Genomic DNA, 13,971 nt, shown 5'->3' with positions numbered 1-13,971 from the left:
CATCACATGCCCTCGGCACCGAGCGGCACGAGAGTATCGGCTCCTGCCTGGTTGCCGATACTTCCCATCGGATAGTCATATACGTGGGGCATCACATGCCCTCGGCACTGAGCGGCACGAGATCCCAGCCCAGGCCGCATGCGCCGATCCGGATCGATGCAAGGACCCGTGCCGGGGCTTGTAGGCACCAAGCAGGCGCTACCCCTTCAATCGTCGTCCACCGGATCGAGGTCGGGGAACAACACACTGGTGAACCCGAACTTCGAGAAGTCCGTGACGCGCATGGGATAAAGCTTGCCGATCAGATGGTCGCACTCATGCTGGACCACCCGCGCATGGAAGCCCTCGGCGACGCGGTCGATCGGCCGCCCGAACTGGTCGAAACCCTCGTAGCGCAACATCGAATACCGGTTGACCACCCCGCGCATGCCGGGCACCGACAGGCAACCTTCCCAGCCCTCTTCCATATCCTGCGAGACCGGTGAGATCACCGGATTGATCAGCACCGTCTCGGGCACGGTCGGCGCATCCGGGTAACGGGCGTTATGGCCGAACCCGAAGATCACCACCTGCAAGTCGACGCCGATCTGCGGCGCTGCAAGTCCCGCGCCATTCGCCGCGCGCATCGTATCGAACATGTCGGCCACGAGTTCATGAAGCTCGTGCGTGTCGAAATGTTCGACCGGGGCGGCAATGCGCAACAAGCGCGGATCGCCCATTCTTAAAATCTCGCGAATCATGTCGAGTGCCCCTCCAGAAGCTTGCGCATGCCATCCTCATCGAGTATCGCGATGCCGAGTTCTTCGGCCTTCACGAGCTTGCTGCCAGCTTCCTCGCCGGCCACTACATAGTCTGTCTTCTTGGACACGGAACCCGCGACTTTCGCACCGGCCGCCTCGAGCATTTCCTTCGCCTCGTCGCGCGACAACGTCGGCAAGGTTCCGGTGAGCACGACCGTCTTGCCCGCGAGCACGCCGACCGGCGCACGTGGCGCGGGCGGCCCCTCGGGCCACCTCAGCTTGCCCGGTGCTCGAAGCTGTTCGATTACCGTGCGGTTGTGAGGTTCAGCAAAAAAATTGTGAACCGCCTCGGCAACCACCGGCCCCACGTCGGGTACTTCGAGCAATTGCTCGGTCGTCGCGTCCATCACGGGATCGAGTGAACCGAAATACTTCGCAAGATCCTTCGCGGTCGTCTCGCCGACATGCCGGATACCAAGGGCATAGATGAATCGCGCGAGGGTCGTCTTCTTCGCGCTCTCGAGCGAGTCGAGCAGGTTCTGGGCGGACTTCTCGGCAAAACGGTCGAGCTCGGCCAGCGTCGCGAAGCCCAGGTTGAACAGGTCGGCGGCGGTACGCACGAGCTTCTGGTCGACCAGCTGATCGATGATCTTCTCGCCGAGCCCGTCGATATCGATCGCGCGCCGCTGTGCGAAATGCCAGATCGCCTGCTTGACCTGCGCAGGACAGATCAGGCCGCCCGTGCAGCGGGCGATCGCCTCGTCGGGCAGACGCTCGATTGCCGAGCCGCACACGGGACAAACCAAGGGCATCACGAAATCGCGCGCATCGTCGGGACGGCGATCGAGCAAGGCGCTGACGACTTCCGGAATCACATCGCCTGCGCGCCGGATGATCACGGTGTCGCCAATCTTGATGTCCTTGCGGCGGACTTCGTCTTCATTGTGCAGCGTCGCATTGGTGACGGTCGCCCCGCCGACGAAGACGGGTTCGAGCCGCGCAACCGGCGTGATCGCGCCGGTGCGACCGACCTGGACATCGATGGCAAGCAGGCGGGTCAGCGCTTCCTGAGCCGGGAATTTATGGGCCAGTGCAAACCGGGGCGCACGCGAAACGAAGCCAAGCTTGTCCTGCTCGTCGCGCCGGTTGACCTTGTAGACCACACCGTCGATATCGTACGGTAGCCCTTCGCGCTTCTCGCCGACCGACTTGAAAAACACCAGCAGGCCTTCGGCGCCGCCGACCACCGCCCGCTCGGCGCAGACTGGCAAACCCAACGCGCCGTACCGGTCGAGCAAGCCGCTATGTGTCTCGGGCATCGGCACGCCTTCGAGCACGCCGATGCCATAGGCGAAGAACGAGAGCGGCCGCGCCGCGGTGATCTTCGAATCAAGCTGCCTCAGGCTGCCCGCAGCCGCATTGCGCGGGTTCGCAAACTCCTTCTGGCCCGCCTCGCGCTGGCGTTCGTTGAGTTTCGCGAAATCGCGCTTGAACATCAGCACTTCGCCGCGCACGTCGAGCACTCTGGGCAGGTTCTTGCCCTTGAGCCTCAGCGGCAGCGAGCGGATCGTCCGAACGTTCGCCGTGACGTCCTCGCCAGTCGAACCGTCGCCGCGCGTCGCGGCCTGCACGAACACGCCGTCGACATACCGCAGCGAAATCGCGAGCCCGTCGAACTTGAGTTCGGCCGCGTACTCGACCGCCTGTTCGGGGTGCGCGAGCGCGTCGGCACAGCGCTTGTCGAACGCGACGATGTCCTCGTCACGAAATCCATTGTTCAGCGACAGCATCGGCACGGTATGGGCGACCTGCTCGAAGCCCGTCGCGGCCTGGCCGCCGACGCGCTGGGTCGGCGAATCCGGGGTCACGAGTTCGGGGTGTGCGGCTTCGATCGTTTCGAGTTCGCGGTAGAGCTTGTCGAATTCGGCGTCCGGAAGCTCCGGCGCATCGAGCACGTAATACGCGTAGTTATTGCGCTCGATTTCGGCACGCAGCCACAACACGCGCTCGGCGGGCCGGTCTGCCGGCGGGATCGGTGGGGAATCGGTCATCGGTCAATGGATAGGACGTTCGAACGCGGACACGGCGGGCCTGCGCGTGACAAGCATCCTACCGTGTCGGCAGCTATTTGCAGTGGGCCGATCCGCCAGCAGGCAGCGGCCAGCCGGGTCACACCGATCGGTGTGGCCTAGCTGCTGAAGAGACGGCGCGCCGCCGGCGAACCCGCCGTGATGCCCGCATGCTCGAGCTTGGCGTAGAGCGTCAGCAACTGGTTCTCGATCGCCGCCAGCGCCGTTTCGGGCAGCGGCCGACGCTGGTCGTCGACGACACGCGCGCCGATCCGGTGCGACAGCGATGCGGCGTAGTCGCACATCAGCCGGAACGGCAGAATGTCTTCGTCGGCCACCGGCACATCGAGCAGCAGCGTGATCATCTGGCCGCCCTTGAAGGTCAGGTCGTCGCGCAGGAAGTTCGTCTCGCCGAACTGCAGCATGAAGACGGGATTCTGCTTGGCGTCGAGCTTGACGAAGCGTGTCCCGTCGCGCGACAACAGCAGGCCGTCCTGCGAGGCGACCGCCTGAACATAGTTGGCCGACCAGGGTGCGCCGTCCGACAGGATGTTGATCGAGAGCTGGGCATCGCATTGCGCGGCGAACGCGTCGAGCTCGCGCGCCATCGCGACGGTTTCCATCATGTCCGGAAATTCCGGTTCGGCGTCCAAACCGTCGGCGAGCGCCTGCACGCCCGTGACGAACTCCGAGAACTCCAGTTCGTTGAGCGCGCCCGAGCGGTTCGCGAGCTGGACCGCCGCGCGCAGGTCGCTGTAGCGGGCGCCCGGCTGGAGGGCTTCCCAACCGCCGTCGCTCTCGCGCAGGCCTTCGATGAACACCGGCTTGCTGCCCGCGCGGCGGATGCGCTGCGCGAGCGGCAAGATCTTGTCCCCGGTCACGGGAGCGGGTACGCGCAGCAGCACGACACAGTCGATCCGATGATCGACCCAGGTGGGGGGGGCGGCCGAAATGGTCTGCGTATTGGGTTGAACAGCGGGTTGAACAGGCGGCTGAACCGGCGTCGTCGAGGAGGCCGTCCCGTCTCGCGAGGAACCGCCTGGTACCCCGGCCTTCGCGTCGCTGTCGGGCGCACCCGCCGACATCGAATTGAGCTGACCCGTATCCGCACCTGCCGCCGCACCCCGGCCGAGCCCTGTTGCACGCGTAGCGGGGGAGCCCGCGTCACCGGCCGACACTTCGGCTTCATGCGCCTCATCCGCTTCGCGCGCGAGATCGGCCATCGCCGCGGCGCCCGGAATGTCCGCGCCGCTCACCGCCGCGGGGTCCATCTCGCTGAACGTATCGCCGCCGCCGAGCGTCGGCTCGCGGCGTTCGTCGATCGGCGCAGCCCCCGCGGCAGGCTCACGGTAGGTCTGTGCACCATAGGCACCCGGTGCGCCCGAAGCCGCCACACTCGACGCGGCCGGCATCTTCGGCGGCGTGCTTCCGTAGTTCGGCTCGATAAACGGACTTTCATCGGATACATCAGGCGCTCGCACAGGGTCGGCGACCTCGGGCGGCATCGGCATCGAACGCGGCATGCGGCGGCGCACACGCGCACCTTGCCATGCGTTGTAGAGCACTACACCGATCACGATCACGGCGCCCGCGCCGATCAATCCGAGTTGCAGCTCGTTCATGCACACTCCATCGTCATTTCTGTTGCACAGGCACCGCTGCGATGCCTTACTGCCTGGTTTGTCTGTATTCAGGCCGCCTGCTGGACAAAGCCCGCGGCCGATTCCATATCCACTGCGACGATCCGTGAGACGCCCTGTTCCTGCATCGTCACGCCGATCAACTGTTGCGCCATTTCCATCGCGATCTTGTTGTGCGAGATGAACAGGAACTGCGTCTTGTCCGACATCGAACGCACGAGATTCGCGAACCGCTCCGTATTCGCATCGTCGAGCGGTGCGTCGACTTCGTCGAGCAGGCAGAACGGCGCGGGATTCAGCTGGAACATCGCGAACACCAGCGCGGTCGCGGTCAAGGCCTTCTCGCCGCCCGAGAGCAGGTGAATCGTGGTGTTCTTCTTGCCCGGCGGCTGTGCCAGGACCTGCACCCCCGCATCGAGCACTTCGTCGCCGGTCATGATCAGCTTCGCCTGACCGCCGCCGAACAGCTTCGGGAACAGTTCGCCGAAATGATGGTTCACTTCATTGAACGTGCCCTGGAGCAGCTCGCGGGTTTCCTCGTCGATCTTGTGGATCGCGTCTTCGAGCGTATTGATTGCGCTCGTCAGATCGGCGGTCTGCGCGTCGAGGAAGGCCTTGCGTTCACGCGCGGCCGTCAGTTCGTCGAGCGCGGCCATGTTGACAGGCCCGAGTGCGGCGATCGCATTGTTGAGCCGCGTGACTTCGCCCTGCAGGTAGGCGGGCTTGAGATCGGGCGTGAGCTTTGTGGCAAGCGCGGCTTCGTCGACTTCCGCCAGTTGAAGCTGTTCGTCGAACTGCTCGCGGTTGAGCCGCGCGGCCTGCTCCTTGAGCTGGAGTTCGGTGATCCGGTCGCGCAAAGGCTGCAGCGAACGTTCGACGCCCAGGCGAGCTTCATCCGACTGGCGCAGCTGAGCCGTCAGCGTATCGAGTTCGATCCGCGCGGCCGACAGCGCGGCCTCGCGCGCCGCCCGAAGCTCGAGCGCGTCCTGCAGGCCGGTATGGGCCGTCTGCTCGTTGATCGACTCGAGTTCCGCACGCGCGTCCTCGAGCGTGACCTCGAGGCGCTCGCGCTGGTCATGCGCCACCTGGATCGTGCGCTTCAGTTCCTCGATTCGCGCCAGCACATTGCGCTCCTCGTACTGCGCCTGCTGCGCCGCGCGTTCGAGTTCGCGTGCCTGGTGCCGGGCCTGCGACAGTTCCTCGTCGAGCGATTCGAACGCAAGCTGCTGGTCTTCAAAGCGTGCCTGCAATTCGGCAAGCCGGCTGTCGGCCTGTTCGAAATTCGCTTCGGACTCGGCGCGCAGCGCGCGCTGGTCGTCGATCTGTGCGGTGATCTCGGACAGCTCTTCGCCGATCTGCGTGCTCCGCGCGATATAGCGTTCATGCGCCTGGTTCAGCTTCAGCACGTCCAGCTGCAGCGCATGCACGCGCTGCGTCGCGCGCTCGGCTGCGCCGCGCAATTCGGCCAGTGCCTGGCTTGCGTGCGAATGCGCGGCCTCGGCGCGAATCTCAGTGCCCTTCGCTTCTTCGGCCAGCAACGCTTGTGCGCGGACTTCACGCGTCAGGTTCTCGATTTCCTGCTGGCGCGCAAGCATGCCCGCCTGCTCGGAGTCGGCCGCGTAAAGCTGCACGCCAACGCGCGTGACCTGGTGCCCCGCCTTGACGACGAATATCCCGTTGTCGGGCAGTTGCTGACGGCTCGCGAGCGCCTGCGCAAGGTCGTCGGCAATGAACACCGCGCCGAGCCATTCGGTCAGCACGGCGCGCAGGCCTGGATCGTCGATGCGCAGCAGCGGCAGCAAGGGGCGCAGCCCAGCTGGCTGTGCCTGCGGCCGGCCGGCGGCCGGCGGTGAGAAGAAGGCGAGCTTGGCCGGCGGCGCATCGATCGCGAACGACTTGACCCAGTCGAGATTCGAGATCTCGAGTGCCGCGAGGCGCTCGCGCAACACCGCCTCGAGCGCGGTTTCCCAGCCCGGTTCGATATGAAGCTTCTTCCAAAGCCGCGGCAGACCGGCGAGCTCGTGCTTGTCGAGCCACGGCTGGATCTTGCCATCGGTTTGCACGTTTTCCTGCAAGGCCTTGAGCGCAGCGAGGCGGGCCTCGAGCTGATGGATCCGCGCGGACTCGGCCAGCACACGCTCGTGCGCGGCGCGGCGCTCGGCATCGAGGCGCGGCAGGGCTTCCTGCGCATCGGCGAGGCGCGCCTGCGCATCGCTGAGGATCTCTTCGTGCTCGGCAAGCTGCATGCGCAGCTCTTCGAGTTGCGCATCGTCGGGGGCATCGAGCCCCTTCGACTCGGTGCGCAGCCTTTCTTCGCGCACCTGCAACTGCTGCAGATGCTGGTCGGCGTTGCGCTGGTGCGCGGCCTCGAGCTTGATGACCTGCTCGGCCTCGGCGATGCCCGCGCGCTGCTCGTTGAGATCGGACTGGACATCGCGCCAGCGAGCCTCGAGCGCGGGTAGCGCATCGACCTGCGCATGCGCGGTCTCGTGCGCGACGGCGTTCTTCTCTTGCGCAATCGCGAGCGTTTCCTCGGCCTGTTCGAGATCGCCGCGTGCGACTTCGGCCTGGCCGTGCCATTGCTGGCGCTGGGCGGTCAAGGCGGCGATCTGGGCCTGCGCACGATTGCGCGATTCGATGATGAACTTGATCTCGGCTTCGAGCCGGCTGACTTCGGCGTTCGCCTCATACAGACCGCCCTGCGCGCCCTGCATCGCATCGGACGCCGCATAGTGCGCGACACGCTGGGTCTCGAGGCTCGCCTCGATCTCGCGCAACTTCGCGGTCTGCGCCTCGAGGTCGATCTGCGCGGTTTCGATCGCGCGCAGCTGGCGTGCCTGCTCATCGAGTGCGTCGTTACGGCGCAGCAGCCACAACAGGCGCTGTTTCTCTTCACCGTCGGCCTGCAGTTCCTTGAACTTCTGCGCGACGACCGCCTGCCCTTCGAGCTTCTCGAGATTGCTGCCGAGTTCGCGGACGATATCCTCGACGCGCGTAAGGTTTTCGCGCGTGTCATTGAGGCGGTTCTCGGTCTCGCGGCGCCGTTCCTTGTACTTCGAGACGCCCGCGGCCTCTTCGAGGAACACGCGCAGGTCTTCGGGCTTGGCCTCGATGATCCGCGAGATCATGCCTTGCCCGATGATCGCGTAAGCGCGCGGACCCAGGCCGGTACCCAGGAAGATGTCCTGGATGTCGCGGCGTCGTGCCGCCATATTGTTGATGAAGTAGCTCGAGGTGCCGTCGCGCGTCAGCACGCGCTTGACGGCGATTTCGGCATAGGTGCTCCACTGGCCCGACGCGCGGCCGTCGCCGTTGTCGAACACCAGTTCGACGCTCGCGCGGCTGCCCGGCTTGCGGTTGGTCGAGCCGTTGAAGATCACGTCCTGCATCGATTCGCCGCGCAGTTCGGATGCTCGCGATTCGCCGAGCACCCATCGCACCGCGTCGATGATGTTCGATTTGCCGCAACCATTCGGACCCACCACGCCGACCAGCTGGCCAGGGACCTGAAACTGCGTCGGATCGACAAATGATTTGAAGCCAGCGAGTTTGATCGAGGTGAGACGCACGGCGCAATCGCTGATTGAAAAGTGAAAAGAACTGGCCTGCGCGTGCCAGAAAACGCGGAACGCGGCAAGCCACCGTCCCCGGATCGGGGTGGGGTTAAGTCGAGTCTGCGTGGCAATCATACCATCGGGCATCGCGGCATCGGCCGTGGTTTTGGTAAAGCCGGGCGAGCGTTGCGCGCGGCCCGCGGCCACTGCGCCACAAAGCGCTGCCGCTTCGACTGGCGCGGCGCGCGCAGGTATAATCGCTGGCCCACTTGCGCGCTGATCCGCATGCTCGCGGGTATGGCGACAGACGTGGCCATACAAGCGGCGACACATGCGCTGCGCACGTGATTGAAACCTGGTTACCTAAGCGGCGCCGCACACATCCTGACACCGATCCGACACTGCCCGTGAATCCGCTGCTCGAGAAGCTCCATCCCTACCCGTTCGAAAAACTTCGCGCGCTATTTGCTCATGTCACGCCGAGCGCCGCGCACAAGGCGATCAGCTTCGGCATCGGAGAACCCCGGCACCCGACGCCCGCGTTGATCAAGGAGGCGATCGTCGCATCGCTCGACGGACTCGCCTCCTATCCGGCGACGGCTGGCAGCGAAGCGCTGCGCAAGGCGATCGCCGCGTGGCTCAGGAAACGCTACGACGTCGAAGTCGATCCCGTCACCGAGATCCTGCCGGTCGCCGGATCGCGCGAAGCCCTGTTCGCGCTTGCACAGACCGTCGTCGACGGCAGCAGGCCCGACGCGGTCGTGCTCTGCCCGAATCCGTTCTATCAGATCTATGAAGGCGCCGCGCTGCTCGCCGGCGCGACGCCCTGGTTCGCCAACAGCGATCCCGCCCGCAATTTCGCCTGCGACTATGCGGCCGTGCCCGACGAGGTCTGGGCACGCACGCAACTGCTCTATGTCTGCTCGCCGGGCAATCCGACCGGAGCGGTGCTCACGCTCGACGACTGGCGCGAACTCTTTGCCCTGTCGGATCGGCATGGCTTCGTGATCGCCTCCGACGAGTGCTATTCGGAGATCTATTTCGACGAAGGCGCGCCACCGCTCGGCGCGCTCGAAGCGGCGCGCCGGCTCGGTCGGGACTGGACGCGCCTGATCGTGCTGTCGAGCCTGTCCAAGCGCTCGAACGTACCAGGCATGCGTTCGGGGTTCGTCGCCGGCGACGCCGCCCTGATGAAACGCTTCCTGCTCTACCGGACCTACCACGGCTGCGCACTGAGCCCGGTCACCCAGTCGGCGAGCATTGCCGCCTGGGGCGACGAGGCCCATGTGATCGAGAACCGCACGATGTATGCGGAAAAATTCCGCACGGTCACGCCGATGCTCGCGAGCGTGCTCGATGTGCGGCTGCCCGACGCCGCGTTCTACCTGTGGGTCGACGTCAGGCGTTCGGGGCTCGGCGATGAAGGCTTCGCGAGCCGTTTGTACGCTGAATATAATGTGACGGTGCTGCCGGGCTCCTATCTCGCTCGCGATGCCCACGGCACCAACCCCGGCAGCGGCTTCGTGCGTATCGCACTGGTCGCGAGCGTCGCCGAATGCGTCGAGGGCGCGCAGCGCATCGTCGCGTTCTGCGAAGGGCTGGCCCAGACGCGGGCCGCATGATGCGCGGGCGCGCATCCTGCCCCGCCCTCCGTGTTCGGGAGCGCCTGCGCCCCCTGGCGGCCGGACACCGAATCTGCTGAACACTCTTTCCAACATAATCAGGCTTATCCATGTCGCACCAACAACTGCAAACCCTCATTGACAACGCGTGGGAAAACCGCGCCGAGCTCGCGCCCAAGCACGCCCCGCAGGAAATCCGCGACGCGGTGGAGCACGTGCTCGCCGAACTCGACAAGGGCACGCTGCGCGTCGCCGAGAAGAAGGACGGCGACTGGGTCGTCAACCAGTGGATCAAGAAGGCCGTGCTGCTGTCGTTCCGTCTCGAGGACAACGCCGTGATGCCGGCCGGCGGCTATTCGCAGTTCTACGACAAGGTGCCGAGCAAGTTCGCCTCGTACACCGAGGCCGACTTCGCGGCCGGTGGTTTCCGCGTGGTGCCCCCCGCGATCGCGCGGCGCGGCTCGTTCATCGGCCGCAACGTCGTGCTGATGCCCTCGTTCACGAACATCGGCGCCTATGTCGATGAAGGCACGATGGTCGATACCTGGGCGACAGTGGGTTCCTGCGCGCAGATCGGCAAGAACGTGCACCTCTCGGGCGGTGTCGGCATCGGCGGCGTGCTCGAGCCGCTGCAGGCCAACCCCGTGATCATCGAAGACAACTGCTTTATCGGCGCACGTTCGGAAGTCGTCGAAGGGGTCATCGTCGGCGAGAACTCGGTGATCTCGATGGGCGTCTTCCTCGGACAAAGCACCAAGATCTACGATCGTGAAACAGGCGAAGTCCACTACGGCCGCGTGCCGCCCGGCTCGGTCGTGGTCGCGGGCAGCCTGCCGAGCAAGGACGGCAGCTACAGCCTGTACGCGGCGATCATCGTCAAGAAGGTCGACGCGCAGACGCGCTCGAAGACCGGTCTCAACGAATTGCTGCGGGGCGACTGAACGTGGGCGCGCACCGGATCGTCGTGCACGGCATCCCGAACTGCGACACCGTCAAGAAGGCTCGCGTGTGGCTCGAGTCGCACGGTGTCGTGTTCGCGTTTCACGACTACAAAAAAGTCGGCATCGATGCGGCGACCGTGCGTGCGTGGCTCGGGCAAGTACCGCTCGAGACGCTGCTCAATCGCCGCGGCACGACCTGGCGCGCGCTGCCTGACGCGCTCAAGGCAGCGGCCGCCGAACCGGCCGGTGCGATCGCACTGATGATCGACAAGCCGTCGGTCATCAAGCGTCCCGTGCTGGTCGTCGACGGCAAGGTGAAGGCCGTCGGTTTTGTCGCGGACGAGTACGCGACCCTGTTTTGACTCCCTGATATCCCATGACCCGCACGCTCGCTCTTACCGAAGAACTGATCGCCCGCGCATCGGTGACGCCCGACGATCTCGATTGCCAGGCGATCATCGTGCGCCGGCTCGAGGCCGCGGGCTTCGACTGTGAGACGATCGTCTCCAGCGATGTCACCAATCTGTGGGCTGTCAAGCGCGGCCGGGCCGCGCGCGAGGGCAAGCTGCTCGTGTTCGCGGGCCACACCGACGTGGTGCCGACCGGCCCCGTCGAAGCCTGGCAGTCGGCGCCGTTCGTGCCGACACAGCGCGACGGCAAGCTCTTTGGCCGCGGCGCGGCGGATATGAAGACTTCGGTGGCCGGTTTCGTCGTCGCGAGCGAGGAATTCATTGCCGCCCATCCGGACCATGCAGGCTCGATCGCCCTGCTGCTCACGAGCGACGAAGAAGGCCCGGCGACCGACGGCACGGTCAAGGTCGTCGAGGCACTGCAGGCGCGCGGCGAACGGCTCGACTACTGCGTGGTCGGCGAGCCTACCTCGGTCGACACCCTCGGCGACATGGTCAAGAACGGCCGCCGCGGCTCGCTCTCGGGCAAGCTGGTCGTCAAGGGCGTGCAGGGGCATATCGCCTATCCGCATCTGGCGAAGAATCCGATCCACCTGGCCGCACCCGCGCTCTCGGATCTCGCGCGGGTCGAATGGGACCAGGGCAACGAATATTTTCCGCCGACCAGCTGGCAGATGTCGAACATCCACGGGGGCACCGGAGCGACAAATGTGATTCCGGGCACGGTGACGATCGATTTCAACTTCCGTTTTTCGACGGCCAGCACCGAAGAGAATCTCAAGCAGCGCGTGCATGCGATTCTCAATGCACACGGGCTCGACTACACGATCGCCTGGACGCTCGGCGGCGAGCCCTTCCTGACGCCCCGCGGCGATCTTTCGGCGGCGCTGAGTGGGGCAATCCACGACGAGCTCGGGATCGAGCCCGCACTGTCGACGACCGGGGGCACCTCCGATGGCCGTTTCATTGCGAAGATCTGTCCCGAGGTCATCGAGTTCGGTCCGCCGAATGCGACTATTCACAAGATCGACGAACATATCGAGCTGGCATTCGTCGAGCCGTTGAAGAACGTCTATCGCCGCGTGCTCGAGAAGTTGGTCGCCTGAGTTCCGTTCACCGTTGTCCCGCGATGCAGATCGCAGAGCCTGAAACCGACCATGCCGAATCCGTCCCATCCATTCACCACTGTGCGCGACCTGCTCCGCTACGCGACCTCGCGCTTCAACAAGGCCGGCATCTCATTCGGCCACGGCACGACCAATGCGTACGATGAAGCGGCCTATCTGATCCTGCACACCCTGGATCTGCCGCTCGATACGCTCGAGCCCTTTTTCGACGCCCGCTTGGCCGAAGACGAGATTGCCGCGGTCATGCAGATCATCGAGCGCCGCGCCACCGACCGCGTACCCGCGGCTTATCTCACGCAGGAAGCGTGGATGCACGGCTTTCGCTTCTATGTCGACGAACGCGTGATCGTGCCGCGCTCGTTGATCGGCGAGTTGCTGCAGGACCGGCTCACGCCCTGGGTCGACGATCCCGAGCAGGTGGGCGCCGTGCTCGAACTGTGCACCGGCTCGGGCTGCCTCGCGATTCTCGCCGCGGCCGCGTTTGAAAACGCGGATATCGATGCCGTCGATATTTCGCATCCGGCGCTCGAAGTCGCCCAGCGCAACGTCACGGACTACCAGCTCGACGACCGAATTGCATTGTTCGAAGGCGATCTTTACGAGCCGCTGCCCGAACGGCGCTACGATGTGATCCTGAGCAACCCGCCCTATGTGAACCAGGCGTCGATGGACGCCCTGCCGCCCGAATACTTGCATGAGCCGTCGATCGCGCTGGCCGGCGGCCCCAATGGCATGACCATCGTCCAGCGCATCATCTCCGGCGCGAAACGCTGGCTGACGCCCGAGGGCGTGCTGGTCGTCGAGATCGGCAACGAGCGCGAACATGTCGAGGCGGCGTTCGGCGGCCTCGAATTGAGCTGGTTGACCACGAGCGCGGGCGACGACGCCGTCTTCCTGATCCGCGCCGCCGACCTGCCGGACTGAGGGACAAGGCCACCGAGGCTCGTCATGTCCGATATACGCCTGACCCGATGATCGCCTCCTGGATAACCCCAGACGCCCTGCACATCGGCTCGCTGATCCTGCTTGCCCATGTGCTCGGTGTACTGGCCGCGTTTCACGCCGTCGCGAACACCCGCACCTCGCAGGGCGCGGTCGCTTGGGCCGTCGCGCTGGTCGCGATGCCCTACTTCACCTTGATCCCCTATCTGTTTCTCGGCAGCAGCCGCTTCTCGGGCTATGTCGATGCGCGCCGGCTCGGCAACCAGCGCATGCGCACGGCGACACGCGATGCGTATCTTGCTGGCCGCGGGGGCGACGGCGGCCATGCGGCGAAACTGCTCGGCGCGAACACGGTGCGCGCCCTGGGCTTCCTCGCCGACATGCCGTTCGTGCCGGGCAATAAATTGCGCCTGCTCGTCAATGGCACTGCGACGTTCGACGCGATCTTCGATGCGATCGATCACGCGGAGCACTACATTGCCATCCAGTTCTTCATCGTGCGCGACGATCATCTCGGCCGTACCTTGCGCGACAAACTGCTCGCGCGCGCGGCCGCGGGCGTCAAGGTCTATTTTCTCTACGACGGCATCGGCTCCACCGATCTGCCGCGCGCCTATGTCGATACACTGCGTGCCGGCAACGTCGAGATCCACGCCTTTGCCACACGCAAATTCAGCAATCGTTTCCAGCTCAATTTCCGTAACCACCGCAAGATCGTGGTGGTCGACGGCAGGCGCGCCTTTCTCGGCGGCCACAATGTCGGTGTCGAGTATCTCGGGGAAAAACAGCGGCTTTCGCCGTGGCGCGACACGCATGTCGAACTGCGCGGTCCCGTTGTGGCCCATGTGCAGTTCGTGTTTCTCGAAGACTGGTACTGGGTCACGCAGCGCCTGCCCGAATTCAAGGCCGCATCGCTGATCGCCGGA

General features: G+C 65.1%; 9 protein-coding genes and 1 pseudogene. 6 read left to right on the top strand and 4 right to left on the bottom strand.

All coding sequences use genetic code 11. The annotated features are described in order from the left end of the window. Positions 1-206 precede the first annotated feature (206 nt). The 4 genes from def to smc form a co-directional block, all read right to left on the bottom strand. Positions 207-740 (bottom strand): peptide deformylase, encoded by a 534-nt coding sequence (def, locus tag HV670_RS18590; protein WP_175106294.1) that lies wholly within the window; start codon positions 738-740, stop codon positions 207-209. After that, positions 737-2,791 carry an NAD-dependent DNA ligase LigA gene (gene ligA / locus HV670_RS18585; protein ID WP_175106293.1) on the bottom strand — a complete coding sequence of 685 codons (2,055 nt, stop codon included), beginning with the start codon at positions 2,789-2,791 and terminating at the stop codon, positions 737-739. Before ligA ends, def begins: the two co-directional genes overlap by 4 nt. A 137-nt stretch (positions 2,792-2,928) precedes the next feature. Then, positions 2,929-4,431: a cell division protein ZipA C-terminal FtsZ-binding domain-containing protein gene (locus tag HV670_RS18580; RefSeq protein ID WP_175106292.1), complete on the bottom strand. Its 1,503-nt coding sequence runs from the start codon at positions 4,429-4,431 to the stop codon at positions 2,929-2,931. Positions 4,432-4,499: 68 nt separating this feature from the next. Beyond that, positions 4,500-8,018, bottom strand: a complete 3,519-nt coding sequence (gene smc / locus HV670_RS18575; protein ID WP_175106291.1) for a chromosome segregation protein SMC — start codon at positions 8,016-8,018, stop codon at positions 4,500-4,502. A 392-nt stretch (positions 8,019-8,410) separates the two neighbouring features. Here smc and dapC point away from each other — a divergent pair, with 392 nt between their 5' ends. From dapC to HV670_RS32255, 6 genes and pseudogenes are all read left to right on the top strand, one after another. Then, positions 8,411-9,625 (top strand): succinyldiaminopimelate transaminase, encoded by a 1,215-nt coding sequence (gene dapC, locus HV670_RS18570; RefSeq protein WP_175106289.1) that lies wholly within the window; start codon positions 8,411-8,413, stop codon positions 9,623-9,625. Positions 9,626-9,735: 110 nt separating this feature from the next. Next, positions 9,736-10,566 carry a 2,3,4,5-tetrahydropyridine-2,6-dicarboxylate N-succinyltransferase gene (gene dapD, locus HV670_RS18565; protein WP_175106287.1) on the top strand — a complete coding sequence of 277 codons (831 nt, stop codon included), beginning with the start codon at positions 9,736-9,738 and terminating at the stop codon, positions 10,564-10,566. Between the two features lie 2 nt (positions 10,567-10,568). Then, positions 10,569-10,928, top strand: a complete 360-nt coding sequence (locus tag HV670_RS18560) for an arsenate reductase (protein WP_246257672.1) — start codon at positions 10,569-10,571, stop codon at positions 10,926-10,928. 14 nt (positions 10,929-10,942) lie between these two features. Beyond that, a complete protein-coding gene (gene dapE, locus HV670_RS18555; protein WP_175106285.1) occupies positions 10,943-12,082 on the top strand; it encodes a succinyl-diaminopimelate desuccinylase in 1,140 nt (379 codons plus the stop codon). Positions 12,083-12,133: 51 nt separating this feature from the next. Continuing rightward, on the top strand, positions 12,134-13,027 hold the full coding sequence (prmB, locus tag HV670_RS18550) for a 50S ribosomal protein L3 N(5)-glutamine methyltransferase (RefSeq protein ID WP_175106284.1): 894 nt from the start codon (positions 12,134-12,136) through the stop codon (positions 13,025-13,027). A 62-nt stretch (positions 13,028-13,089) separates the two neighbouring features. Continuing rightward, positions 13,090-13,942 (top strand): annotated as a pseudogene (locus HV670_RS32255) (phospholipase D-like domain-containing protein); the annotation flags it as partial. Positions 13,943-13,971: the final 29 nt, after the last annotated feature.

The organism is Pararobbsia alpina (assembly GCF_902859895.1).
GTDB lineage: Bacteria > Pseudomonadota > Gammaproteobacteria > Burkholderiales > Burkholderiaceae > Pararobbsia > Pararobbsia alpina.
The sequence above is the reverse complement of the archived record's forward strand: the minus strand, read 5'-3'. Positions and strand labels throughout refer to the sequence as shown.